Source organism: Magnetospirillum molischianum DSM 120 (assembly GCF_000294655.1).
Taxonomy (GTDB): domain Bacteria; phylum Pseudomonadota; class Alphaproteobacteria; order Rhodospirillales; family Magnetospirillaceae; genus Phaeospirillum; species Phaeospirillum molischianum.
Map to the genome: position 1 here is coordinate 54,628 of NZ_CAHP01000009.1, position 25,774 is coordinate 80,401.

Sequence of the window (25,774 nt, forward strand, 5' to 3'; positions counted from 1 at the left end):
GCTAAATATCAACCCACCCTAGCGTTCCACCTGAGAAACATCGCGAACCGCGCCGCGTGCCGCGCTGGTGGTCATCGCGGCATAGGCCCGAAGCGCGGGGGAAACCTGGCGGTCGCGATTGACCGGCTTCCAAGCCCCCTTGCCTTTGCCCGCCCGCCGGGTTTCGAGTTCAGAATCGTCAACGCGGACAGCAATACAGCGATTGGGAATATCGATATCGATTATATCGCCTGACTGGACCAGTCCGATAGCGCCGCCTTCGGCCGCTTCGGGTGAAACGTGCCCGATCGACAGACCCGAGGTGCCGCCAGAGAAGCGGCCATCGGTGATCAAGGCACAGACCTTGCCCAGTCCCATGCTCTTCAGGTAGCTGGTGGGATAGAGCATTTCCTGCATGCCGGGGCCGCCCTTCGGACCTTCATAACGAACGATCACGACGTCGCCGGACTTGACCTCGCCGCCGAGAATCTTGGCGACGGCCTCTTCCTGGCTTTCGCAAATCACCGCCGGGCCGGAGAAGGTCAGGTTCTTTTCGTCAACCCCAGCGGTTTTGACGATGCACCCATCGACCGCGAGGTTGCCGAACAGCACCGCCAACCCGCCATCTTTCGAGAAAGCGTGCTCGGCCGAACGGATCACGCCTTTGGCGCGGTCGGTATCAAGCGAAGCCCAGCGGCGGTTCTGTCCGAAAGCCTGAGTGGTGCGGAAGCCTCCGGGCGCGGCGCGATACAGCGTATGAACGGCGCGGTCGTCGCTGCGCAAAATATCCCACTGGTCGATCGCCTCGCCCAGAGTGGCCGTGTGAACCGTCGGGCCATCGCGATGGATCAGCCCGGCGCGGTCAAGCTCGCCCAGAATGCCAAAAATGCCGCCAGCGCGATGAACATCTTCGATATGAACATCGGGAACGTTGGGGGCGACCTTGCACAGACAGGGTACACGACGACTCAGCCGGTCGATGTCGGCCATACCGAAATCGACCTCGGCCTCTTGGGCCGCCGCTAACAAATGAAGAACAGTGTTGGTTGATCCGCCCATCGCGATATCGAGCGTCATCGCGTTCTCGAACGCCGCCTTGGTGGCAATCGAGCGCGGCAAAACGCTGGCATCGTCCTGTTCGTACCAGCGCTTGCACAGATCGACGATGCGGCGGCCGGATTCGAGGAACAGATCCTTGCGGTCGGCATGGGTGGCGACAACGGTGCCATTGCCGGGCAGGCCAAGCCCCAGCGCCTCGATCAGACAGTTCATCGAATTGGCGGTGAACATCCCCGAACAGGAACCGCAGGTCGGGCAGCTTCCACGCTCGTAGGCCAGCGCATCCTCGTCCGAGACCGAACTGTCCGCTCCCTTGATCATCGCGTCGATCAGATCGACGGCATGGGTCTTGCCGCCCACCGTCACCTTGCCCGCCTCCATCGGCCCTCCCGAGACGAAGATGGTCGGGATGTTGAGGCGCAGACTGGCCATCATCATGCCGGGAGTAATCTTGTCGCAGTTCGAGATGCAGACCAGCGCATCGGCACAATGTGCATTGGCCATATACTCGACCGAATCGGCGATCAGATCGCGCGACGGCAGCGAGTACAGCATCCCGGAATGCCCCATCGCGATGCCATCATCAATGGCGATGGTATCGAATTCCTTGGCGACACCACCGGCCTTTTCGATCTCGCGCGCCACCATCTGTCCCAAATCCTTCAGATGGACGTGACCGGGCACGAACTGGGTGAAGGAATTGACCACGGCGATGATCGGCTTACCGAAATCCTCGTCGGTCATCCCGGTGGCCCGCCACAGGCCACGGGCACCCGACATATTGCGGCCATGGGTGGAGGTACGGGAACGATAGGGAGGCATGGCGGTACGATCCTTTCACGGAGCCGGACGGCTCGCGTCCGGATTTTTAAGTCTAAATCTGGCTCAGGCGCGCAGTTCTTCGGGATTGTCTATACCCAGGCGTCGAGCCTCGGCGTCGAACGCCTCTCGGTACAGCGGGAAGGCGCGGGTCTTGGTGATTGCCTCGCCCGTGCGGGCATGCGTAAAGGTCTCGCGCTTCAGCAACGGGTGAGCCGCCGTGTCGGGGCAAGCATCGCCCTCGGCGATCAGCGCCTTCAATTGCGCGGTCAGACCGGCGACATGACAGGCTTCGAGATCGGCGTCGGCGTGCATCTCCTCAAGCTCGACACGCAGGGTCTCGACCTCTTGGCGCAGGGCGGCAAGTTCCGCCCGCAGTTCGGCGCGTTCGATGGCGGCTTCCATATCGTCCATAATCTTAAGCTCCAAGTATGTCGGCAAGGTTATCCAAGGACGCGAGCACAACGTCCGGGCCACAGGGAAGCCGCTCTTGCGGCACCCCTGCCCGGTTGATCCAGACAACCTTAAATCCGAATGACGCGGCACCGGCCACATCCCAACCGTTGCCGGAAACGAAACAAATCTCTGCCGGCGTGCAGCCGAACCGTTCGACCGCCAGCGCATAAACCGAGGGATGCGGCTTGAAGCGACCAACGGACTCGACCGATAGAACCGCATCCAACCGATCCGTCAAACCGGCTGCGCCAATTCCAGCGGTCAACATCGTAACCGAGCCGTTCGATAAAATCGCGGTCTTCAGCTCGGCGGCGCGCAGCCGGTCCAGCATGGCGGGCACCTCGGGATACGGACAAGGGGCCATCCATGCCTGCATCATCCGCGCACGAAGCGCGGGATCGTCCAACCCGAAGCTCGACAGGGCGTAGTCAAGCGCATCACTGGTCACCGTCCAGAAATCGGCGTGCTGCCCCATCAGGGTCCGCAACCAGCTATACTCAAGCTGCTTGCGTCGCCACAAATCCATCAGCGGCGCAGTCTTATCACCCAGGGCCGCCGCGAATTCCGTCGAAAGATCGCCCAAATTCATCACGGTGCCGTAAGCGTCGAAAACGCAGGCCCGGACAGAGGCTAAGGACGGATGAGCGGTCACTGCGATTCCTCCGGAGACATGCTCCGCGACCAGCGCTTCAGATCGGCTTCGAGGGATGGACCGGCAGGTTTGCCCAGACGACGGCGATAGACGGCGACGCTTTCCATCACGCGCTGAACGTAATTACGGGTCTCGCCGAACGGGATCATCTCGATCCAGTCGATAACGTCGATGTTCGGATCGCGCGGATCTCCGTTTTCCCGAATCCAACGCCGCGCCCGTCCCGGCCCGGCATTATAGGACGCCAGCGCCAGCATGTACGATCCATCGAATGAATCGATCAGATTTTCAAGATAGGCCGACCCCAACCGAATGTTGATCGAAGGATCGTTCAACAGGTCGGGATGGAACTTGACGTTGTTGGCCCGCGCGACCCGCGCTGCCGTGGTGGGAAGAAGCTGCATCAGCCCACGCGCCCCAGCCTGAGATACCACTTCAGGCATGAAGCCGCTTTCTTGACGGATCAACGCCAGAACCAGAGCCTTTTCCGGCGTACCGTCCTCGGCGACGAAGCGCGGCACCGGCCACCCCGCCTCGACCAGGGTAACGCCGTCACGATCGGAACGCCGCGCCACCAGCAGAGCCAGATCGTTGCGGCCCTCGCGGCTGGCCAGCCGCGCCACCAGAACCCGCTCCCCCGGTGTCTGAACGATGTCGTTGAGGCGGATGAAGACCGAACGCAGCAGGTCGTCCTCGTCCAGATCAAGCAATATCCGCGCCCCCGCGACGATATCGCGGCTGTTGAAGCGGGCGACGTCTTCGGCGGTCGGCTGAGGATCGTCAGGCAACGGCCAGTGATGCTCGCCCATCCTCGACCCCGCCAACTGACCGTAATAAGTGGTGGGATAGCGGGCGGCACGAGTGAACCAGTCCCGCGCGCGGGGATCGCCGACGCTTTCATATCCGCGCCCGGCCCAATAAGCCGCCCTGGCCCGAGCCATCGGATGGCTGGCCCATTCGTGCAGACGGATGAAGTGATCCAATGCGGTCACGCGGTCGTCGAGGAAGCGCAAAGCAACCCAACCGGCCAGGAACTCGGCATCGACATAAGCCGAACCGCCTTCCAGCCCATGATCGGCAGCAGCCTGATAGGCCCGCGACACCAGCCCTTTCTGCAAAGCCCGGCGGGCCAGGATCGCTCGCTCCTGCCACCACAAATCGGGCCGGACCTTGTTCCGCGACGGATGTGTCAGCAGATCAAGGGCGTCTTCATCCATGTCGTGCTGACGCCGCCAGCGCACTCTTTCGTAGATCAGGCCAGGATCGTCGCGCAACGAGGGCGGCACCGCCGCCAGCAACGGTTCCGGCTCGCCTTTCCCCGATTGCAGCGCCAGACGGGCATTGGCAACGGCGCGGTGAGCGGGATCGACCTTGGACAACATCCGCTGCACCGATGTGTCCTGCCGGTCCCACAGCAGGCGGTCGAGACGACGCCAGTGATCCTCGGGTCGCAATTTCTCGCCAAACGCCATCAGGAACTGCCGCTCCTGCTGGGGACCGAAACTTTGCTCGACCCAGGTTTGACGGATCACCTTCAGCGCCGTGTCGGCGCGGCCAGCGGCCTGAAGCGCCCGAGCATAGGCCATGCCGCCATCGGCGGTGGTGGGAGGATGGGAATCGAACCAGCGGATCACCTCGGCTCCGGGCGTGGCGGCGGTGATGGCCGCCTCGGCCCGGCGGGTGATCTGCGACAAGAGCGGCCAGTCGGGATTCGCGGCCACGAACGTCGATAGGCTGCGGAAATCCGCATCCGTCCCGCCCGAAGCGTAATCGACCCAGGTGACCAGACGAGTCAGCACCGGATCGCGCGCCTGACGCGCCAGCCGGAGGGCTTCGTCGAGATGGTCTTTTTTAGCCGCAGCCACCGCCTGACGGGCGACGGCGCGTTCGCTCGGCGAAATTTCGGCCGCCGAGAGAGGCAGACCGACGGCGAGGCCGACGGAAATCAGCAGGGCGGCAAAAGAGGAGTTCACGGCAAACCTTGACCAGACGTTCCGTTAGGGGGCGTATTCTAAGGGCGCGACGCACAAGGTTTCAAGCCGAAGCACCCACTCTCTCGTCACAGAGAGCGGTGCGTTACGCGGCGATGCCTTTCCGTATGGTTGAGACCCTCCCTTCCGGCAGGGGGTGCTTCCGCAACATTATTGCGAATTGGATGGGGTTTAGGTAAGGGACTTGCTTTGTTGCAAGCGCGTTGTCTATTCTGCCGACCCTTGCGTACCTCGCCTACACGATGGCGGTTGCGCGCGGACAGGCAGAGCAAACAAACGGGACAAGAAATGACAGAGAGGGCTTTGATCACGGTCGACGGCAACGAGGCTTGCGCGTCGGTAGCTTACCGGGTCAGCGAGGTGGCGGCGATCTATCCGATTACGCCATCCTCGACGATGGGCGAGTTGTCCGACCAATGGGCAGCGGAGGGCCGAAAAAACATCTGGGGCCAGATCCCGGAAGTGGCCGAGATGGAGCACGAGGGTGGTGCTGCCGGCGCAGTCCACGGCGCGTTGCAGGCGGGCGCTCTGGCGACCACCTTCACCGCCAGTCAGGGCCTGCTCCTGATGATCCCGAACATGTATAAGATCGCAGGCGAACTGACGAGCTTCTGCATGCACGTCACTGCCCGTACCCTTGCAACCCACGCCCTGTCGATCTTTGGCGATCATTCCGACGTGATGGCCTGCCGCCAGACCGGGTTTGCGATGCTGGCGTCCGGCTCGGTGCAGGAAGCTCACGATCTTGCCGCGATCGCCCATGCCTCGACCCTGCTGTCGCGGGTTCCGTTCCTGCATTATTTCGATGGTTTCCGCACCTCGCACGAAGTGTCGAAGATCGAGGAACTGACCGACGACGACTTGATGGGCCTGATGGACGCCCAGGCGATCGCCGATTACCGCGCCCACGCCCTGTCGCCCGATCATCCGACCATCCGCGGCACGTCGCAGAATCCCGACACCTTCTTCCAGATGCAGGAAGCCCGCAACGGCTGGTACACCGCCTGTCCCGGCATCGTCCAGGCGCAGATGGACCGCTTTTCCGCCTTGACCGGCCGCTCCTATCACCTGTTCGATTATTTTGGCCATCCCGAGGCCGAGCGGGTGATCGTGCTGATGGGTTCGGGGGCCGAGACCGCCCATGAAACCGTCACCGCGCTCGCCGCCAAGGGCGAGAAAGTTGGCGTGCTGAAGGTCCGGCTGTTCCGTCCCTTCTCCGTCGATTCTTTTGTTTCGGCGCTGCCGCCCTCGACCCGCGCGATCGCCGTGCTCGACCGCACCAAGGAATTGGGCGCGATCGGCGAGCCGCTTTATCTCGACGTCGTTGCCGCCCTGCACGAAGCGAAAGCCTCGGGCCTGCGCGCCACTGGTGCCGCCGACCCGGTCGTGATCGGCGGCCGCTATGGTCTGGCGTCGAAGGAATTCACTCCCGCCATGGTCAAGGCGGTGTTCGACGAACTCGCCAAGGCGACGCCGAAGCCGCACTTTACCGTCGGCATCAACGATGACGTCACCCATCTCTCGCTGCCGCTCGATCCCGACTTCCGCATCGACCAGCCCCGCGTCAAGCGGGCGGTGTTCTTCGGCCTGGGCGCCGACGGCACGGTCGGGGCGAACAAGAACTCGATCAAGATCATTGCCGAGAACGCCGGATTCCAGGGCCAGGGCTATTTCGTCTACGATTCGAAGAAGTCAGGCGCGATCACGATCTCCCACCTGCGCTTCAGCCCCGACCCGATCCAGTCGGCCTATCTGCTCGACCAGGCCGATTTCGTCGCCTGCCATCACTTCGTCTTCCTCGACAAGTATGACGTGCTGACCTATGCCGCGCCGGGCGCGACCTTCCTGCTCAACTCGCCCTATGACAAGGACGAGGTGTGGGACCACCTCCCCCGCGAGGTCCAGGAAGAAATCATCGCCAAGAAGCTCAAGCTGCATGTGATCGATGCTCGTAAGGTGGCTTTGGCCGCTGGCATGGGCAATCGCATCAACACCATCATGCAGACCTGCTTCTTCGCCCTGTCGGGTGTTCTGCCGCGCGACGAAGCGATCGCCCACATCAAAGAGGCGATCGAAAAGACCTATGGCCGCAAGTCGGAAAAGCTGGTCGCCAAGAACTTCGCCGCGGTCGATGGCACCCTGGAAAACCTCCAGACCGTCATCATCCCCGAACACGTCACCGCCAACCGCACCCGTCCGCCGCTGGTACCCAACGATTCGCCTGATTTCGTCAAGCGCGTCACCGCGATGATGCTGGCGAATCAGGGCGACCTTCTGCCGGTATCGTGCTTCCCGGTCGATGGTGTGTGGCCGACCGGCACCGCCCGGTTCGAGCGGCGCAACATCGCCGCCGAAATCCCGGTGTGGGACGAAGCCCCCTGCATCCAGTGCAACAAGTGCGCGATGGTCTGCCCCCATGCCGCGATCCGCGCCAAGGTGGTCGAACCCGAGGCGCTGGCCAACGCTCCGGCCAGCCTGAAGCACGCCGATTATCGCGGCAGCGAGTTCAAGGGGCAGACCTATCTGCTTCAGGTCGCTCCCGAGGATTGCACCGGCTGCACCCTCTGTGTCCAGGTCTGCCCCGGCAAGGATAAGAAGGATCCGTCCCGCCGTGCCCTGCGCATGGAAGACAAAATTCCGCTGCTTGAAGCCGAAGTGGCGAATTGGGATTACTTCTTGACCCTGCCCGAGGTCGATAAGGCCAAGCTGGGCGCTCCCACCGTCAAAACCGCCCAGTTGCTTCAGCCGTTGTTCGAATTCTCGGGCGCCTGCCTGGGCTGTGGCGAAACTCCGTATCTGAAGCTGATGTCCCAGTTGTGGGGCGACCGGCTGATGATCGCCAACGCCACCGGCTGCTCGTCGATCTATGGCGGCAACCTGCCCACCACCCCCTACACTCAGAACGCGGCCGGACGTGGCCCGGCCTGGGCCAACTCGCTGTTCGAGGACAATGCCGAATTCGGCTTTGGCTTCCGCCTCGCTCTCGACAGCCACAAGGAACATGCCAAGCTGCTGCTCTCCGCCCTGGCGGCGGAAGGCAAGCTGCCCGAGCGGCTGGTCACCGAGATCGCCCACGCTGTTCAGGACACCGAAGTCGCCGTCGATGCCCAGCGCGCCCGTATCGAAGATCTGCGCCGCATCCTGGCCGGACTCGACGATTCCAAGGCCCGCCGTCTGGAACAGGTCGCCGATTATCTGGCCGAAAAGGTGGTCTGGATCGTCGGTGGCGACGGATGGGCTTATGACATCGGCTATGGCGGCCTTGACCACATCTTCGCCTCGGGTCGCAACATCAACATCCTGGTGATGGATACCGAAGTGTATTCCAACACGGGCGGCCAGCAGTCCAAGGCCACCCCGATCGGGGCCTCGGCCAAGTTCGCCACCGCCGGAAAGTCGCTGCCGAAGAAAGATCTCGGGATGATGGCGATGGCCTATGGAGACGTTTACGTCGCCAATGTCGCCTTCGGTGCCCGCGATGTGCAGACCGTTCGTGCCTTCCAGGATGCCGTCGCTTACCCCGGCGTCTCCCTGATTGTCGCCTACTCTCACTGCATCGCCCACGGCTACGACCTGTCGCATGGTCTCGACCAACAGAAGATGGCGGTAGAGACCGGATACTGGCCGCTGTACCGCTGGGATCCGCGCAAGTTCGGCAGCGACGAAAACCCGCTGACCCTCGACTCGAAGGATCCGTCTTCGAACCTCGCCGACTTCATGAAGGCCGAGGCCCGGTTCCAGATGGTCGAGCGTGCCGACCCCGAGCGTTACAAGGGGCTGGTCCACAGCGCCGAAGACGCGATCCGGCGTCGCTTCGCCCTGCTGCGCCGCTTTGCCGGCCTGCCCGAAGTGCCGACCAGTCGCGACGCCGCCGAGTAATCGGCTAAGGCATGTGAGCCTTAAATAAACGGAAACCCCCTCTTCCATCGATGGAAGAGGGGGTTTTTGTTTGGCCTAGTCAAAGTCAGAAGGATCTTTAGCCCTCGGCATACCAGCGAACGAAGAACGTCTCGTCGCCTTCTTCACGGACAGCCATCGTCGGACAGCCATCGGTATCGATCAGCCCCATCTCGGATAGCCACCGTACCACCTTGCGGAAATGAGCGACGTTGTGAAGGTTGGCACCGCCTTCCATCCAGTTCTGTTCAAGGAAGGCGAGCACGGCGGGATGACCCAGTTCGGCCTCCCAGAGAATGCCGAGCAGCGAACAGAGTCCTTCCTCAACATCGCGTTCGGGCAGGAATAGGCTTTGCACCGCGTCCGCCTCGTCCTTACGGCCGGTTTCCGGTCCGGCTCCCAGACCGAAATCGTAGACCTTGCGCCGGGCAGGAGCGGCAAGCTGATAGTGGCCGATCTCATGCACCAGCACGCTGGGCTCGATCCGAATCGCGACCGAGGTGCCATCCCAAGTGAAGTGATCGGCTGGCGACATATCAAGAATGCCAAAGCCGAAGCGACGGCACAGATCGACTGCTTGCGACAGTTGATCAGGATCGGTCGAGAGGGTGAGCAGATCGCCCTCGGGCCGCAGCGCGGTGACGCGGGCGAATACCGAACGGGCAAGCGGGTCGTCCACCAGGGCGCGATCAAAATCGGCGGCGAGGCGGTCGAGGGTGGCGTGGTCTAGGGGCGTGAGAATCATAGCGGGCTTTTACCCGAAGCTCTTGTCGCGATCCAGCCGTAAGACTGGTGGCAGAATCGACTTTGGAACGTCGCCCCCCTTGACCGGAGTCGGGGGGGAGGTCTAAACGGGGCGTCTCGCTCACCCCGCTTTCGTCAAGGAACAGATTCGATCATGGACAGGATCCGCATTATCGGCGGCACGCCGCTTCGGGGAGCGATCACCATTGGCGGCGCGAAAAACGCCGCGTTGACGCTGATGCCGGCCTGTCTGCTGACCGAAGAGACGTTATCTCTGTCGAATCTGCCCCATTTGGTCGATATCACCACGATGGCGAATCTGCTGGCCCAGCATGGGGTCGAGATGCTGCTGAACGGCGCTTCGGCGGATGGCGGCCATACCGGCCGGGTCCTGGATCTGACCGCAGCGACGATCAGCAACACCACCGCACCCTACGATCTGGTCCGCAAGATGCGGGCAAGCGTGCTCGTTCTCGGGCCTCTGCTGGCGCGTGTGGGGCAGGCGCGGGTCTCGCTGCCGGGCGGTTGCGCCATCGGCACCCGTCCGGTCGATCTGCACCTGAAAGCGCTGGAGCAGATGGGGGCCAAGATCGCGCTGGAGGGCGGCTATATCGTCGCCAGCGTGAACGGACGCCTGAAGGGGGCCGACATCGTTTTCCCCCAGGTTACCGTCGGCGGCACCGAAAACATCATGATGGCCGCGACCCTGGCAGAGGGCGAGACGGTGATCTCGAACGCCGCGCGCGAGCCGGAAGTCGCCGATCTGGCGCATTGCTTGGTGGCGATGGGGGCGAAGATCGACGGGATCGGCACCAGTATCCTGCGGATACAGGGAGTCGATCGACTGCACGGAGCGAACTACTCGGTGGTGCCTGACCGGATCGAGACCGGGTCCTACGCCATCGCCGCCGCGATCACACGAGGCGACATCGAACTGATCGGCGCGCGTCCAGATCTGATGGATGCGGTAACCAAAGTGCTGATCGAGGCGGGCGTCCTGGTCGAATTGACCCCGCGCGGGATGAGAATCGCGGCCGAAGGGCGCGAAATTCGTGGCGTCGATATCATGACCGAACCTTATCCCGGCTTTCCCACCGACATGCAGGCCCAGTTGATGGCGCTGATGGCGACCGCCTCGGGCGCGTCGATGATGACGGAAACGATTTTCGAAAACCGCTTCATGCATGTCCCTGAAATGACTCGGATGGGGGCGCGCATCAACGTCCATGGCGCGTCGGCAATCGTGCGAGGCGTGCCCCGCCTGTCGGGAGCCGAGGTGATGGCGACCGATCTGCGCGCCTCGATCTCGCTGATCCTGGCGGCGTTGGCCGCCGAGGGCGAAACCATCGTCAACCGGGTCTATCACCTTGACCGGGGCTATGAGCGGGTCGAAGAGAAGCTTGCCGCCTGCGGTGCGCGGATCGAACGGCTGAAAGGGTCCGCCGCCGAATAGGGCAAAAAGGCTTCCTCCATGGACAGGCGGATGATACTGACCTGTCCCTTTTTTCTTAAAATATATCCAAGGAGGGGTTGCGGGAACCAGGATGGCTCGGGCATCGTCCGGGCATGGTCCCCTCCCCTCCCCCCGCTTCTTCCGCCCGCACCCGCGAAGGCGTCTTTTTCGCTCTGGCCTGCTATGGCTCGTGGGGAATGTTCCCTGCGTTCTGGAAAATGGTGGCAACCGTACCACCCGCCGAGGTGCTCGCCCACCGTATCTTGTGGTCGTTGCTGTTCGTCGTCTTCCTGATCTGGCGCGAACGACGCTTCGACGAATTGCGGCTTCTCGTGAATTCCAAACGCCGCCTTTTGGTGCTGACCGCCTCGACTCTGTGCATCAGCATCAACTGGCTGGTGTTCATTGCAGCGGTGTCCGGCGGCAACGTGCTGGAAGCCAGCATGGGGTATTTTCTCAACCCCCTGATCAACGTCGCCTTGGGCGTCCTGGTCCTGAAAGAACGACTGCGGCCGCTGCAATGGCTGGCGGTCGCCCTGGCAGTCGTCGGCGTGGCCGAACCGATGCTGATCGCCGGAGATCAACCGCCCTGGCTGGCAATCCTGCTGGCGGTCTCGTTCGGCATCTATGGACTGCTGCGCAAGCAACTCCCCGCAGTGGCACCGCTGACCGGACTGACGATCGAGACCGGGTTGATGGCACCGCTGGCGCTGGCCTACCTGATCTGGCGGGGAATGTCGGGAGACCCATTGTTCGGCGGTTCGCCCGAATTGGCGGCGGCACTGATCGCGGGCGGTCCCGTCACCGCCCTCCCCCTGCTGTGGTTCGCCGCCGCCGCGATGCGACTGCGCTATGCCACGCTGGGCTTCTTCCAGTACGTCGCCCCGACCGGCCATTTTCTGCTGGCGGTGTTGGCTTTTGGCGAGGTTCCCGGACCGCACACAATGGTCACTTTTGCCTGCATCTGGGCCTCGATCGCACTGTATTCACTCGAAAGCTGGCGTCACCACACCCGCAGCGCGACAGAGGCATGACCCTATATATTGTGTAAAAACCTGTTGATAACCTAGATATTGACCGACGCGGCCGATCCGGCATAGGATGGCCTCCGCCGGGGCTTTTCCCCGTCCCCCCCTACCACACGAAGGAAAAGCCATGCGGGTCCAGCGACACTTCACCCGAGTCGGCCAGTCAGCCTATGCCGGGATCGAGTTCCGCACGGCATCAAGCGAGATCCGCAATCCCGATGGATCGGTGGTGTTCTCCGCCACCAACATCGAAATTCCCGCTGCGTGGTCGCAAGTGGCAAGCGACGTTCTCGCCCAGAAATATTTCCGCAAGGCTGGAGTTCCGGCCGCCACCCGTCCGGTTGTCGAACCGGGGGTGCCGGAATGGCTGTCCCGCTCCGAACCCGATCCCATCGCCCTGGCGGCGTTGCCCGAAGCCAGCCGCTTCGTTGGCGAATCCTCGGCCCGGCAGGTCTTCGACCGGCTGGCCGGAACCTGGACCTACTGGGGCTGGAAAGGCGGCTATTTCGATAGCGAGGACGATGCGCTGGCCTTCCGCGACGAACTCGCCCATATGCTGGCCCGACAGATGGCCGCGCCGAACTCACCGCAATGGTTCAACACCGGGTTGCATTGGGCCTATGGCATCGACGGACCCGGCCAGGGTCATTCCTATGTCGATTACCGAACCGGCGAATTGATCAAATCCAACTCGGCCTACGAACATCCGCAGCCCCACGCCTGTTTCATTCAGTCGATCGAAGACGATCTGGTCAACGACGGCGGGATCATGGATCTGTGGGTGCGCGAGGCCCGGCTGTTCAAGTACGGTTCCGGCACCGGCACCAACTTCTCGCGTCTGCGTGGCGAGGGCGAAAAGCTGTCGGGCGGTGGGCGCTCGTCGGGACTGATGAGCTTCCTCAAGATCGGCGACCGCGCCGCCGGGGCAATCAAATCGGGCGGAACCACCCGCCGCGCCGCCAAGATGGTCGTCGTCGATGTCGATCATCCCGACGTCGAATCCTTTATCGCCTGGAAAGTGCGTGAAGAGCAGAAGGTGGCGGCGCTAGTCACCGGCTCGCGCCTTGCCGCCCGCCATCTGACCGAAGTGATGGAAGCCTGCCGCGCCGACGGTGCCGTCAAAGACGACGCCCGCTTCGACCCAAAGCGCAACACCAAGCTGAAGACGGCGATCCTCTCTGCCCGCCGCTCGGAAATCCCCGAGAATTACATCCAGCGGGTGATCCAGTTCGCCCGTCAGGGCTATTCCAAGATGGATTTCCCGGTGATGGACACCGACTGGGATTCCGAAGCCTATCTGACCGTTTCCGGCCAGAATTCGAACAATTCGGTACGGGTCGATAACGCATTCCTGACGGCTGTCACCGAAGACGCCGACTGGGCTTTGACCCACCGCACCACCGGCAAGGTGATCCGCTCGCTGAAAGCCCGCGATCTGTGGGAACAGATCGGCGAAGCCGCCTGGGCCTGCGCCGATCCCGGCATCCAGTTCGACACCACCATCAACGAGTGGCACACCTGCCCGGAATCGGGGCGGATCAACGCGTCGAATCCGTGTTCGGAATACATGTTCCTCGACGATACCGCCTGCAATCTGGCCTCGCTCAACCTGTTGTGCTTCCGCGACCCGGACGGCAAGTTCGACATTGAGGGCTTCCGCCACGCGGTGCGACTGTGGACGATGGTGCTGGAAGTTTCGGTGCTGATGGCTCAGTTCCCCAGCGACCGCATCGCCGAACTATCCTATCGCTTCCGTACCCTGGGCCTTGGCTACGCCAATGTCGGCGGCTTGCTGATGGCCAACGGTATCCCTTATGACAGCGAGCATGGCCGCGCCCTGATCGCCGCGATCACCGCGCTGATGACTGGCGAATCCTACGCGACATCTGCCGATATGGCCGAAGCGCTGGGGGCGTTCGCCGACTTCCCGCTCAATCGCGAATCGATGCTGCGGGTGATCCGCAACCATCGCCGGGCCGCCCATGGCCTGGGCAGCGGCTATGAAGGGCTGTCGGTGCCGCCGGTACCGCTCGACGCCGCCAATTGCCCCGACGCCACCCTGGTCGCGGCCGCTCGGCGGGCCTGGGATGTCGCCCTCGACAAGGGCCAGCGGTTTGGCTTCCGCAACGCTCAGGTCTCGGTGATCGCGCCGACCGGAACGATTGGCCTGGTGATGGATTGCGACACCACCGGCATCGAGCCCGATTTTGCCCTGGTCAAGTTCAAGAAGCTGGCTGGCGGCGGGTATTTCAAGATCATCAACCGGATGGTGCCCGAGGCTCTGCGCACGCTTGGCTACGGGGAGAGCGACATTGCGGAGATCGTTCGCCATGCCGTCGGCCACGCGACGCTGAAGAATGCGCCTTTCATCAATCACGAGACCCTGGCCGCCAAGGGCTTCGATGCCGCGACTCTGGCAACGCTGGAATCCAAGCTTGAATCCGCTTTCGACATCAAATTCGTCTTCAACAAGTTCGGTCTCGGCGAACAATTCTGCATCCAATCGCTTGGCATTCCCTCAGCAAAGCTGAACGATCCCGGCTTCGACCTGCTGGGCTGGCTGGGGTTCCCGCGCGAGCAGATCGAGGCCGCGAACCTGCACGTCACTGGCGCGATGACTCTGGAAGGCGCGCCGTTCCTCACGCCCGAACATCTGGCGGTGTTCGATTGTGCCAGCCCCTGCGGCCGGACCGGCACCCGCCTGCTGTCGGTCGATGCCCATATCCGAATGATGGCTGCGGCGCAGTCCTTCATTACCGGCGCGATCTCCAAAACGATCAATATGCCCAACTCGGCAACCGTCGAGGACTGCAAGGAAGCCTATCTGCTGTCGTGGCGGCTGGGGGTCAAGGCCAACGCCCTGTATCGCGACGGCTCGAAACTGAGCCAACCGCTCCAGGCCGCCCTGCTCGACGATGCTGGAGAACTGGCCGACTCCATCGCCGATGCTCCGGCGGCGACGCGGGCCGGGATCGTTGCCGAAAAGATGGTCGAACGTCTGGCCAGCCGCCGTTCCAAACTGCCCGACCGTCGCAAGGGCTATACTCAGAAAGCGATCGTTGGCGGTCACAAAGTCTATCTGCGGACCGGCGAGTACGAGGATGGGCGTCTCGGTGAAATCTTCATCGATATGCACAAGGAAGGCGCCGCTTTCCGGGCAATGATGAACAATTTCGCCATTTCGATCTCGGTCGGTCTTCAGTATGGCGTTCCGCTCGAAGAATTCGTCGAAGCCTTCACCTTCACCCGTTTTGAGCCTTCGGGAATGGTCGAAGGCAACGAGACGATCAAGATGTCGTCGTCGATCCTCGATTATATCTTCCGCGAACTGGCGATCTCGTACCTGGGCCGTAACGATCTGGCCCATGTCGAACCCGCCGACTTGACCCCCGACACGCTCGGGCGCGGCGCAGCCGAAGGCCAGCTTGATTCCCGCGCCTCGGCCCGCCAGCTGGAAGTCGTCAAGCGCGTCGCGTCAAAGGGATATGTCCGTTCGATGTTCCCGAAACGCGCGGTCCAGACGGCGCTGACCGCCGATTCAACCGGAGAAATGCTGTTGGCGGCACCGGCGGCACTCGCCCCCGCCGCCGAGATCGATGCTGATATGAGGTTGGAGCGTTTGGATGATCGCGCCGAACGGATCCGCACCGCCCGGATGAAGGGCTATGAAGGTGACGCTTGTCCCGAATGCGGCAACTTCACCCTGGTCCGCAACGGCACCTGTCTGAAATGCGACACCTGCGGCGGCACGACGGGGTGCAGTTAATCGGCTTCGCTGAGACGCAAAACAAAGTTTAGCTCGTCATCGCCGGAGGGCGCAGCCCTCCGGCCGTTTGGCCGTTCGCATAATGCTCGGAAGATTTTTGCTGAGCGGATTCGGACCAGACCACTCTCGATATGTCCAAAATATGGACCTCAGATAATAACCTGATAAACCGCATTCACCGATGATCTTAGAATTATTATCAGTCGATGCCGTCTCGTATTATTTTATAGCAAAAATAAAAGTCTCCAATTACTGCTAGAGAATGAACTAACATCCATATCAGTTCCCCCTCAGCGGCTGACACAACGAGTTCAGCAAAAGCGCCGGGAAGCTGGGCAAGAAGAACAAAGCAGAGAGAAATTCTTAATATCCAATTTGGATACATCGCCGACTCCATTAATTATCAAACGATAATAACCTTCCATATACCGAGACCCATTCCCCGTCCAGCTAACAAGGCCGATTTAAGTCATATTTTTTCAGCAAGCCGCCATTCCAGCGCAACCAAGCCGGTATTCTGTCGAACCAGTGGATGAACTGCACGCCCAATCGTCGCAACGCAGCTACTGCGGTGAACAGAGAAAACCTCATCAAGCATGTGAGACCACTCCCATGTGATGAGGTTCGCATCAACGATCACAAATAAGAAAGAATACGGGCGGCCAATAAAGACCGCTCCGTAATCACCTGGAATGAAAAACAGCCATCGTCAGCAGCCATTACGGCTGAAAGAATCAGGCCAACAGAACCGAAGCAAGAATTAACAAAGAAACCAACATAGTTGCCGCAAGGGCGGTCTGCCTGCCGTTATCCTCGACCGCGACCAGAACCCGGGTGTTGCGCTGTCTCATAAGTCGGCCTCCTGGACGAAACATGTTAAGCTTGATATGGGACTGCGCTTTTCCGGGTCAAGAGCTTGGATCGCTCTTTTCCTGGCAATCCCGAACGAAAGCAAGCGCGACACTCTTGCATTTTCCCGAAGACACCTGTAACTTCCGCCGACATTCAGTGCCGGCGTAGCTCAGTTGGTAGAGCAGCGCATTCGTAATGCGCGGGCCGAGGGTTCGAATCCTTTCGCCGGCACCATTCTTTTCAAGGGCTTAACGGGAAACCGTTAAGCCCTTGGCCGTTTCCGGGGCTGTTTAGGTAACGAAATAGGTAACATGCGCAGCGGCGCATTACCTAAGCCCCACGGAAAGCGCGGAAAACCGCCAATCCCAACCACACCCCACCGAACAACCGAACAGCCTTGGCGGGGCACATACCGTTACCCACGCCCCGTTACCTAAGACGCCAGGATGTTACCTAACGGAGGGCACAAACGCGCGGGCGGAGGTGCGGCGCAGCCGACCGAAAGGCAACTTTTTTCCGGCACACCACTCCGAATAATTGCCCACCCCTGACGACAGTCGTAAGTTCAAAGGGTCGGCGCCACTGCGCCACAGCATTCAGGGAGGCGAAAGACGGATGACTGCCCAGCCCCTAAGCTTCACGCTCTCGTTTGACGGCGGCATCGCAAGGAAAAACGAGATCGATTTCTATGATGTTGCTCAGGCACTCGCTGGGTTCCAGCGATCCCTTGCCCCTAACAACGCATCTTGTCCTGAATGGTACAATCATAACAGAAGCCCCCTCCCTCAAGGGCGCGAAAATCCTGGCACTCCCCGCAGAGCCAGGAAGCTGGAAATTTATCGCGACAGTGGTTGCAGGCATTTATGCCCTCGGACAGACGCCGCAAAACTCAGTTCTTGGGCATCTCATGACATCCGCATACGACTACGTCGTATCGGAGACCCTGGGGTTCCACGTAGATTTCGCAAAAACTCTCGGACAGCAGTACGAAGAAGCGAAAAAACTAAATATCGACGTAAAGCCGCAAGATCAAGAGCGATTTGATGCCGTAATTGAAAAATGCGAGCTCTCAATCAAGAAAATGCACAGGCCAATTATTATATCGGAATCTGCAAAGACCGCTACGATCACCCCGACCATTTATGGCCGCGCAGCGCCTTTTTCGAGCGCCCTCAATTTTGAAACATTTGAATACATAGACATCACAGAACGTAGCTCAAACCCCGTAGATATTTATGGTCGAGTATCCAGCTACAACAGCAATACGTATAAAGGAAGGATATTCGTCCCCGACGAAGGACGCCCAATACCGTTTGAACTTGCTGATAGCGCGCGAGACATAAAAAGCGTTGGCCTCATTGCTCAAAGCCTTGTCGCCAATGCGATTTCACGGGATGGGAGCGGTTTCTTCTTTTGCCGTGGCTTTAGAAATATTAGCAGGTCAGGACGATTGAAGGGCTACCTAATCATCGATGTTCAACTGGAATCCATATTTCTATAACCCTGCCAGCGCTTGGGATCAGATGGACATCACCGTGTTACCGCGATAGCCTTTTTCCGCCTACCGGTGCGGCTTTTCCACCGAGGCATCGCGATGCCTCCCGAAAGGGAGATATCCGATGACTCAGTACGACAAGCGGCTCGTGTCGAAAAAGGAGCTGAAAACACTGTGCGGCATCCCGTACACACCCCAACACATCGGGCGTCTCGAAGCGGCGGGCAAATTCCCCAAGCGGGTACAGCTCGGGCCGAATCGGGTCGCGTGGCTGTTGTCGGAGGTGGATGCGTGGGTGAGTGAGCGTATTGCCGAACGCGATAGACCCTCTCACGAGACTTCCTTTTGACGGGGCGAGGGGCGGGCGGCGTGCACAGCCGTCCGCCCCGTTATTTTGCGAGCTCGATAGTTATGGCGAAACGCGTGCTTGCAGCCTTGTGCGGGATTAATATTTTAAATATAAAATCAAAGGGTGCTTTTTACCCCTCTGGGGGATTCCAGCCAAGAGCTTGAATTCGTAGGCGAGCTCTCATTTTCAATGGAGGCAATCGTGTCGCTCAGTAATTTTCAAACATACCTTTATGAAAACTTCAAAATTAATCAAAATTGCCCTGTATTTAATTGTAATGTCACATACACCGCTAAAGGTGTGGCGCGTTCCATTAAAACTATTGCGCGCATGTCTGTTGGGACGATGGAGTTCGGGGAAATTCACCTTACGGAGACAGAATGGCTAACTGGGGGTGCATATCACTGCGATTTCTCCCCTCAGTACCAGAGCTATTTTTTTGATGTAACGACGTCATCATTGATAATATCCGGGTCTTCTATAAAGATGGATGGGAATTACAAGATTGTAATTACGCCAATTTAAAAAACCATAATGTGATTAAGTGGCTATTTGTAACCTATCATTCCCCCAATATATCACAGCGCCTTGCCTTTGATGATCGGATCGGCGCACCACGTCTTCCCCCCCTTGAATCGTGCGGCAATAATGGCGGGGACAGTTCCGGCGAGGTGATCCCGGAAGCCCTGCTCGAGGGCTTGGCGCTCGTCGTCCGGCAGTCCGTCGATAAATGCCATGAGGACGGCTTTCTCGCGGGCACCGCCTGCCTTGCGTCTGTTCGCCGTCTTGGCCTCAAGTTCTTCGCGCTCGCGTCGGCGTCCCGCTCGGCTTCGCGGGCGTTGGCTTATCCTTGAGACGGTGGGGTGAAACGGATCGGAGAATAGCGACAAAAAAAGGCCGCGCGGTTACCCGCACGGCCCAAGGTCAGGGAGGAAACGTCCAGGAAAGACAGCTGACGCAGGTTCGCGCCAATGCCTTTGCTGCATTGCAGTATATAGCTACGCCCCTCTCGACCCGCAACTAAAAATACGACGATAGGTGAAGAATCATCCCGTCTCCCCCTCCCACGGACCGGACGTCCCGACAAAGACCCGGACCCGGCGCAACGTCAGTGAAACCGTCGCACCACGATCGATAACCAACTGAGAAAAAGCATCTCGGCTCAGTTCGGTTTCGATTGACGCATCACCGGGCAGATCGAGATCGATCCGCACCACTGGACCCAACACCGAAATCTGGCGCACCACACCATACGGTTGACCGGGAACCGGAGGGACCAAGACAATATCGTGCGGACGAATGAAAGCGATCGCCGCACCATCCGGTGCGGACACGCCAACAGTACGACCGAAAAGGGTCGTGGCTCCGTCCTTGACATAACAAGACAGAGCATTGACATGACCAAGAAAGCTAAAGACAAACGGCGTTGCCGGTGAATCGTAGATCGCGGCGGGGCTGCCGATCTGTTCGATTCGGCCCTTGTTCATCACCACTACCTCGTCGGCGACCTCCAGAGCCTCTTCCTGATCGTGCGTGACGAACACCCCGGTCAGCCCCAGTTCGTCGTGGAGACGGCGCAGCCAGCGGCGCAATTCCTTACGCACCTGGGCATCGAGCGCACCGAACGGCTCGTCGAGCAGCAGCAGACGGGGTTCGACCGCCAGGGCACGAGCCAGGGCGACACGCTGACGCTGCCCGCCTGACAATTGAGTGGGATAGCGCCCGGCCAGACCGCTCAACTGGACCAGATCAAGCAGCGCAGCGACCCGGCGGTCGATCTCGGCGCGGGGCGGACGGTCCTTACCTTTCCGCACGGTCAGGCCGAAGGCGATGTTGTCGGCAACAGTCATGTGGCGAAACAGCGCATAATGCTGAAAGACAAAGCCGATGCCGCGATCCCGCGCTTTCCGCTCGGTCGCCTCGACCCCATCCAGGATAACCGTACCGTGATCGGGCGCGTCCAACCCGGCAAGAATACGGAGAAGTGTCGTCTTGCCCGAGCCGGACGGCCCCAGCAGCGCCACCAGCTTTCCCTTCGGGACCAGCAAAGAGACGTCATCCAGCGCCCGGAAGACACCGAACGTCTTGGTGATATTGCGAACTTCGATCACCGGACAGCTCCTCGGTTGACCAAAACGCCAAGCTTCGCCGAGGGTCTGGGCGATCGGACCCGATCCCCCGAGATTTGCGACATATCAGGATGAGCCTGAAACCCAACAATGAAAAGTCATCGTAACATGGCGAGGAACTGGCCCTGTTGCGAGCGATGCCGACCCGTCGTAAGCTGGCCCTGCGTCGGAGATGGGCAGCCGCGCCTGGGGATCATTATGCATGCGCAGCATATGGCCGTTCTTTGGAGGGGCTCTTGTCGCCCTGAAGTTCTTTGCGTTCACCGTACCGATCCTTGCTGTCGTTGCCGTCCTGTTGCCACTGTTCGGCACACTTGGCCCTGACGAAGCGGTTCTCGGCGGAGGATCGAACGTCCGCATGCGCGATGAAGGCGGCCGCGTCACCATGCGGATGTCGAACACGACCTATACCCAACTGAGCGTTCCAGTCACGGGAGAACCCCGCCCCCGACGATTGCTGTTGCGACAGCAAACCGACGGCGGTACCGATGGCGAAGGACGAATCCGCCTCGACGCCTGGCCGGTCGGAATGCCAATCGACTTACGCCGCCCCCCTATTTACACCGTCCATGCCCAGGGCAATTCGGCGAACCTGAGTGACGATGGTCTATTCTGGACCGTGCGCAACGGACGCCGCAGCGCGTGGTCGCTGGCCGATGGGTCGTGGCTGTTCGACACCGATTTGCCCCTGGCGGCGTTTACCTTCGAACCGGACGCCCGCCGCGTCGCGGCGCTGGCCGTCGCCGACGAAGAATTATGGTCGCGCGGCGCGGTGGGAGTGATCACCTATGCCGCACCGGGCCGGGTATTGCGGCGGGTGCTGCTGGTCTCGGTCAACCCGTTGCGCGGCCAATCCCTCCGCGCCACCCTGACCGCCAGCCGCCTCGTGTCCTATACCGAGGCAGCACCGGGTGGGCGGGTCATAGAGTTGCCGCTGGCGATGGGACCAGTGCGGATTCCGGTAACTGCCTCCGATCTCGACGTCGCTCACGCCAGCGTTCCGAGCGGACTTAAGCTAAGTCTTCTTCATCCGTGGGGGGAGTGACGCCATCAAGGACGGCGCGGGCCAGCGGCACAGTTACCGCCCGCTGACCGGCCAGCGCGGCGCGGTCGAGGCTTTCAACCAGGGCGGCGGCGGCGGCAAAGCTGCGCTCCATCCGCCCCAACAGGTAGCTTACCACCTCCTCGCCCACCTTGATCTGGCGGTCGGCGAAAAGCTTGACCAGTACCGACGCCAACAGCGCGTCGTCGGGACCACCGATCGCCACCGCAGGCATTGCGCGCAGACGCGAAATCAGATCGGCCAGCCGCAACGGCCAGCGGGCAGCCACTTCTCGCCCCGTCAGCAACAAATGTCCCCGCGTCTCGCGCACCAGATTGATCAGGTGGAACAAGGCGGCTTCGTCCAGTTGCCCGGCGGCGGCTGCCTGATCGCAATCCTCGACCGCCACCGCCCCGGCTCCGGCCAACAGATGGGGCGGCGCCTCGACGGTCAGATCGGCGGCAGAGATGGTGACGGCCCCGCTGGAGGCAGAAAACAGATGGACCAGATGAGTCTTGCCGCTGCCGGGCGGGCCGGTCAGCACCAATGCCGCACCGGGCCATATCGGCCAGCGCTCCAACCAAGCATGAGCGTCGGCATTGCAGGGAGCGACAAGAAAGTCACCGGCCGAAAGCGCCGGCCGGTGACCGAGATCAAGGGGAAGCTGTGCCTCGGTCATCTGTCCGGCGTCGCCTCGCCGCCGTGATAGAGCGAACTGGAGAGGTAGCGTTGCAGGCTGAACCGGGTCACGACCCCAATCACTGCCGCGGTAGGCACCGACAGCAAAATACCAACGAATCCGAACAATGCCCCACCGGCTAATAACGAGAAGATAATCCAGACTGGGTGCAGACCGACACGACCGCCAACCAATTTAGGCGTCAGAGCGTAGCCTTCAAGCAGATTGCCGATCAAAAAGACGCCGCCGACCCCAACCAGCAAAGTCCAGCCACCCCCTTGCGCCACCGCCAGAGAGAAGCTGACCACCAGCCCGACCAGCATCCCAACATAGGGAATGAAAGCGCCGATCCCGGTCGCCGCACCGATCAACAGCCCGAGATCGAGCCCGACGGCGGTCAGCCCCAAACCATAAAACGCGGCCAGGGTTATGCAAACCGTCGCCTGACCGCGCACGAACCCGGCCAGGGTACGGTCGATCTTGCGCATTTCGGATCGGATCGTCTCAACATGGGGACGTGGCAGCCATCCGTCGATAGTGGCGACGATCTGATCCCAGTCGCGCAGCAGGTAGAACGTCACCACAGGGGTAATGAACACCAGCGACAGCAAGCTGACCACCGCGATACCGCCCTTCAGCAGATCGCGGACCAGACCGGCCAGCCAGCCGACCACGGTCCCGGCATAAGTGCCGATTGCCCCTTGAATCTTATCGATCTGATCGACCGATAAACGGTGTCTCAGTTCGTCGAGCAGCGGCCCGGCCCGATCGCCGAGTGCGCGGATATAGGTCGGCACTCGCTCGATAAAGGTCAGCGATTGCTGTTCGACCACCGGCACCAGCACCATCAGCGCCAGAATGAAGATCGCGAAGAAGGCAAGAGTGATCGCCGTCGTCGCCAGAGTGCGCGAGAACCCTTTCTCTTCCAATCGGTCGGCGAGAGGATCAAGGAAATATGCCACCGCCATCCCGGCGACAAAAGGCAGCAACACCCCCCGTAATAACCACAGCAACAGCACGAAGACGATGGCGCAGGTCAACCAGAAGCGCAGCCGCTGGCCAGGAGTCATCTCGGTCACAGCGATCGTCGAAACATCGTTTTTCATCGCGCGCCTCCGATCCGCAGGGTCCATACCCCCTCGGCCTGCTCTAGATTCAATCCGGCAGAGGCCAAGGCGGCACGGACCTGATCGGTCTCGCCAACAACATGCAGAGACAGGGCGGCCTCGTCGCGCGTCAACGACACGATCTCCCACCGCCGGACATGAGGCACCCGGCCCAGTCGTTCGCGCAGAACCAGCCAATCGCCCAGCCCTGAAAGAGGCGCGATGGTGGGCAGAGTGGCGGCATGATCGAAGGCCAGCATGTTCTGCTGCTTATATTGGGTCTCGTACCCCTGGGCGATCTCGGCCACGGCAGTACGCATCGCCGCCTCGGGACCGCCCTCGGCCGTGAAGGTCTTGCTGTCGAACGGCCGGTGCAAAGAGCCGCCACCGCCAAGCGTTACCTCGACAGCTCCGGCCGCATTCACCGTGGCGACGGCCACCAGCACATCGCCAGTGCGATAACGTGCCCCGATTGCCGCCAGGATATCGGGCTGAAGAGCCACGATGCGATCGACAGGAGGGGAAGCCACGGTCGGATCGGCCACGGAGGCGGCAACCGCCAGCGGAACCAAACCGCCGCCGCCCTGCGCGACCCACGCCGCCCGCCACGGACTAGGCTCGTCCCAAACCGTGGGCAGGGCACCACCAGCCGGGCGCAGCACGGGCACGACCACCAGTGCGCGTGATCGCGGCTCGGCGAACTTCACGCCAGCCTCGCGCAGCAGCTTTTTTACCGCCGCGGGATTGTAACGCACCGTCATCGTGGCGAGATAACGCACCGCCGACGACCGTTCCTGTTCGACCGCGACATCGCGCACGTATTGGCGAGCATCGGTTGCAGGCAGCCTTGCGAGATCGGCAGGGGTGGTAAGCCGTTCAAGCATGCGGCGAAAGCCGGTTCGCTCGGCTTCGGCCAACGCCTGCTCCTTCGCAGCGGTGACAGTCGCAGCGGTGACGTCTACGTCAAGCCCGCGCACGGTGAAGGTATCGGCGGCCAGGGCACGCGGCCCGGTCACGACGATGGTGAGAACACATAACAGAATCAATGCGCCGAGTCGGCGCCGGAGAGAAGCCATTGCAAACCGTCCGGGATCAAGTATCTTCGGCCAACCCGTTCCGACCCGAACATATCACACCGAATCCCACGAGGAAGCCCATTCCCGCGCATGATGAAAAGCAAGGCCTGACCTACCGCGATGCCGGCGTCGATATCGATGCTGGCGAGGCTCTGGTCGAGGCCATCAAGCCGCTGGCCCGTTCGACCGCCCGCACCGGCACTGCCGCCGGCCTGGGTGGCTTCGGGGCGCTGTTCGACCTTCGCGCTGCCGGCTTTGCCGACCCGATCCTGGTCGCCACCACCGACGGCGTCGGCACCAAGCTGAAAGTCGCCATCGAGGCAGGCCGACACGATACGGTCGGCATCGATCTGGTGGCGATGTGCGTCAACGATCTGGTGGTCCAGGGAGCAGAGCCTCTGCTCTTCCTCGACTATTTCGCCACCGGAAAGCTTGACGTCGCCGCAGGCAAGGCGATCGTTTCCGGCATCGCCGAAGGCTGCCGCCAAGCTGGCTGCGCCCTGGTCGGTGGCGAAACAGCCGAAATGCCCGGCATGTATGCCGATGGCGATTACGATCTGGCCGGGTTCGCGGTCGGCGCCGCCGAACGCGGGCATCTGCTGCCCTTGATCGATGTCGCCCCCGGTGACGTCGTGCTGGGGCTGGCCTCATCCGGCGTCCATTCCAACGGCTTCTCGCTGGTCCGCCGTATCGTCGAGCGTGGCGGGCTGTCTTATAATGACCCGGCCCCGTTCGCGCCCGCCCGTCCGCTGGGGGAAGCTCTACTGGAGCCGACCCGGATCTATGTCGCGAGCACACTCGCGGCGATCCGCGCCGGAACCGTCAAGGCGCTGGCTCACATCACTGGCGGGGGACTGATCGAGAATCTGCCGCGCGTCCTGCCCCAGGGCGTGGTCGCCGAGATCGACGGAGCCGCCTGGGCACCGCCGCCAGTGTTCCGCTGGCTGGCATTCGAGGGCAAGGTCGCTGCCACAGAAATGGCCCGCACCTTCAATTGCGGGATCGGCATGGCCCTGGTGGTTGCGCCCGATCAAGCCGACGAAGCGGCGCGTCTGCTGACCGAACATGGCGAGACCGTGCTGCGGATCGGCCGCGTTCGCGCCCGCAACGGCGACGAACCCCAGTGCCAGGTCCTACACCAGGACGGCTGGATCTGACGCTTTGGCCGGGCTGTTTCCACGTGTTGGGAACGGCCCGGCCCC

At 61.4% G+C, this 25,774-nt stretch carries 18 protein-coding genes, 1 tRNA gene and 1 pseudogene; 10 read left to right on the top strand and 10 right to left on the bottom strand.

The window, feature by feature from the left end:
- Positions 1-18: 18 nt before the first annotated feature.
- From ilvD to PHAMO_RS02035, 4 genes are all read right to left on the bottom strand, one after another.
- Positions 19-1,860: a dihydroxy-acid dehydratase gene (ilvD, locus tag PHAMO_RS02020; RefSeq protein ID WP_002725903.1), complete on the bottom strand. Its 1,842-nt coding sequence runs from the start codon at positions 1,858-1,860 to the stop codon at positions 19-21.
- Positions 1,861-1,923: 63 nt separating this feature from the next.
- Positions 1,924-2,271 carry a hypothetical protein gene (locus PHAMO_RS02025; RefSeq protein WP_002725905.1) on the bottom strand — a complete coding sequence of 116 codons (348 nt, stop codon included), beginning with the start codon at positions 2,269-2,271 and terminating at the stop codon, positions 1,924-1,926.
- 4 nt (positions 2,272-2,275) lie between these two features.
- Entirely contained in the window at positions 2,276-2,965 is a 690-nt protein-coding gene (locus PHAMO_RS02030; RefSeq protein ID WP_002725907.1) for a haloacid dehalogenase type II, read from the bottom strand.
- Positions 2,962-4,938, bottom strand: a complete 1,977-nt coding sequence (locus PHAMO_RS02035; RefSeq protein ID WP_002725909.1) for a lytic transglycosylase domain-containing protein — start codon at positions 4,936-4,938, stop codon at positions 2,962-2,964. Before PHAMO_RS02035 ends, PHAMO_RS02030 begins: the two co-directional genes overlap by 4 nt.
- Positions 4,939-5,244: 306 nt before the next feature.
- Here PHAMO_RS02035 and nifJ point away from each other — a divergent pair, with 306 nt between their 5' ends.
- Positions 5,245-8,835: a pyruvate:ferredoxin (flavodoxin) oxidoreductase gene (nifJ, locus tag PHAMO_RS02040; RefSeq protein ID WP_002725911.1), complete on the top strand. Its 3,591-nt coding sequence runs from the start codon at positions 5,245-5,247 to the stop codon at positions 8,833-8,835.
- A gap of 97 nt (positions 8,836-8,932) precedes the next feature.
- Here the strand turns inward: nifJ and PHAMO_RS02045 are convergent, their stop codons facing one another.
- The gene (locus PHAMO_RS02045) at positions 8,933-9,598 is read right to left on the bottom strand and encodes a hypothetical protein (RefSeq protein ID WP_002725913.1); all 666 of its coding nucleotides are present in this window, start codon (positions 9,596-9,598) and stop codon (positions 8,933-8,935) included.
- Positions 9,599-9,751: 153 nt separating this feature from the next.
- On the opposite strand from PHAMO_RS02045, the gene murA reads away from it, so the two are divergent.
- The 7 genes and pseudogenes from murA (at position 9,752) to PHAMO_RS02075 (ending at position 18,540) form a co-directional block, all read left to right on the top strand.
- Entirely contained in the window at positions 9,752-11,050 is a 1,299-nt protein-coding gene (gene murA, locus PHAMO_RS02050; protein WP_002725915.1) for a UDP-N-acetylglucosamine 1-carboxyvinyltransferase, read from the top strand.
- Between the two features lie 113 nt (positions 11,051-11,163).
- Positions 11,164-12,084, top strand: a complete 921-nt coding sequence (gene rarD, locus PHAMO_RS02055) for an EamA family transporter RarD (RefSeq protein ID WP_002725917.1) — start codon at positions 11,164-11,166, stop codon at positions 12,082-12,084.
- Positions 12,085-12,205: 121 nt separating this feature from the next.
- Positions 12,206-15,844, top strand: coding sequence for a vitamin B12-dependent ribonucleotide reductase (locus PHAMO_RS02060; protein ID WP_002725919.1), 3,639 nt, complete (start codon positions 12,206-12,208; stop codon positions 15,842-15,844).
- Positions 15,845-16,854: 1,010 nt separating this feature from the next.
- Positions 16,855-16,930, top strand: a tRNA-Thr gene (locus PHAMO_RS02065).
- Between the two features lie 381 nt (positions 16,931-17,311).
- A pseudogene (locus PHAMO_RS20445) lies at positions 17,312-17,383 on the top strand (hypothetical protein); the annotation flags it as partial.
- Between the two features lies 1 nt (position 17,384).
- On the top strand, positions 17,385-18,197 hold the full coding sequence (locus PHAMO_RS02070; RefSeq protein ID WP_002725925.1) for a DUF7946 domain-containing protein: 813 nt from the start codon (positions 17,385-17,387) through the stop codon (positions 18,195-18,197).
- A gap of 118 nt (positions 18,198-18,315) precedes the next feature.
- Positions 18,316-18,540, top strand: a complete 225-nt coding sequence (locus tag PHAMO_RS02075; RefSeq protein ID WP_002725927.1) for a helix-turn-helix transcriptional regulator — start codon at positions 18,316-18,318, stop codon at positions 18,538-18,540.
- A 578-nt stretch (positions 18,541-19,118) separates the two neighbouring features.
- Here the strand turns inward: PHAMO_RS02075 and PHAMO_RS19215 are convergent.
- Both PHAMO_RS19215 and PHAMO_RS02080 read right to left on the bottom strand, forming a co-directional pair.
- Positions 19,119-19,277 carry a hypothetical protein gene (locus PHAMO_RS19215; RefSeq protein ID WP_155801491.1) on the bottom strand — a complete coding sequence of 53 codons (159 nt, stop codon included), beginning with the start codon at positions 19,275-19,277 and terminating at the stop codon, positions 19,119-19,121.
- Between the two features lie 309 nt (positions 19,278-19,586).
- A complete protein-coding gene (locus PHAMO_RS02080; protein WP_002725935.1) occupies positions 19,587-20,651 on the bottom strand; it encodes a sulfate/molybdate ABC transporter ATP-binding protein in 1,065 nt (354 codons plus the stop codon).
- A gap of 220 nt (positions 20,652-20,871) precedes the next feature.
- Between PHAMO_RS02080 and PHAMO_RS02085 the strand changes: the two genes are divergently transcribed.
- Positions 20,872-21,714, top strand: a complete 843-nt coding sequence (locus tag PHAMO_RS02085) for an immunoglobulin domain-containing family protein (RefSeq protein ID WP_002725937.1) — start codon at positions 20,872-20,874, stop codon at positions 21,712-21,714.
- Here PHAMO_RS02085 and PHAMO_RS02090 read toward each other — a convergent pair.
- Genes PHAMO_RS02090 through PHAMO_RS02100 form a run of 3 tightly spaced genes read right to left on the bottom strand, consistent with a single transcriptional unit; the run spans position 21,680 to position 24,572 of the window.
- Positions 21,680-22,390 (bottom strand): HdaA/DnaA family protein, encoded by a 711-nt coding sequence (locus PHAMO_RS02090; protein WP_002725939.1) that lies wholly within the window; start codon positions 22,388-22,390, stop codon positions 21,680-21,682. The genes PHAMO_RS02085 and PHAMO_RS02090 overlap by 35 nt on opposite strands.
- The gene (locus PHAMO_RS02095; RefSeq protein WP_002725941.1) at positions 22,387-23,496 is read right to left on the bottom strand and encodes an AI-2E family transporter; all 1,110 of its coding nucleotides are present in this window, start codon (positions 23,494-23,496) and stop codon (positions 22,387-22,389) included. The genes PHAMO_RS02090 and PHAMO_RS02095 overlap by 4 nt, the downstream gene beginning before the upstream one ends.
- On the bottom strand, positions 23,493-24,572 hold the full coding sequence (locus PHAMO_RS02100; RefSeq protein WP_040566057.1) for a DUF2066 domain-containing protein: 1,080 nt from the start codon (positions 24,570-24,572) through the stop codon (positions 23,493-23,495). The genes PHAMO_RS02095 and PHAMO_RS02100 overlap by 4 nt, the downstream gene beginning before the upstream one ends.
- Between PHAMO_RS02100 and purM the strand changes: the two genes are divergently transcribed.
- Complete coding sequence (gene purM, locus PHAMO_RS02105) at positions 24,542-25,729, top strand: phosphoribosylformylglycinamidine cyclo-ligase (RefSeq protein ID WP_002725945.1); 1,188 nt, start codon at positions 24,542-24,544, stop codon at positions 25,727-25,729. The genes PHAMO_RS02100 and purM overlap by 31 nt on opposite strands.
- Positions 25,730-25,774: the final 45 nt, after the last annotated feature.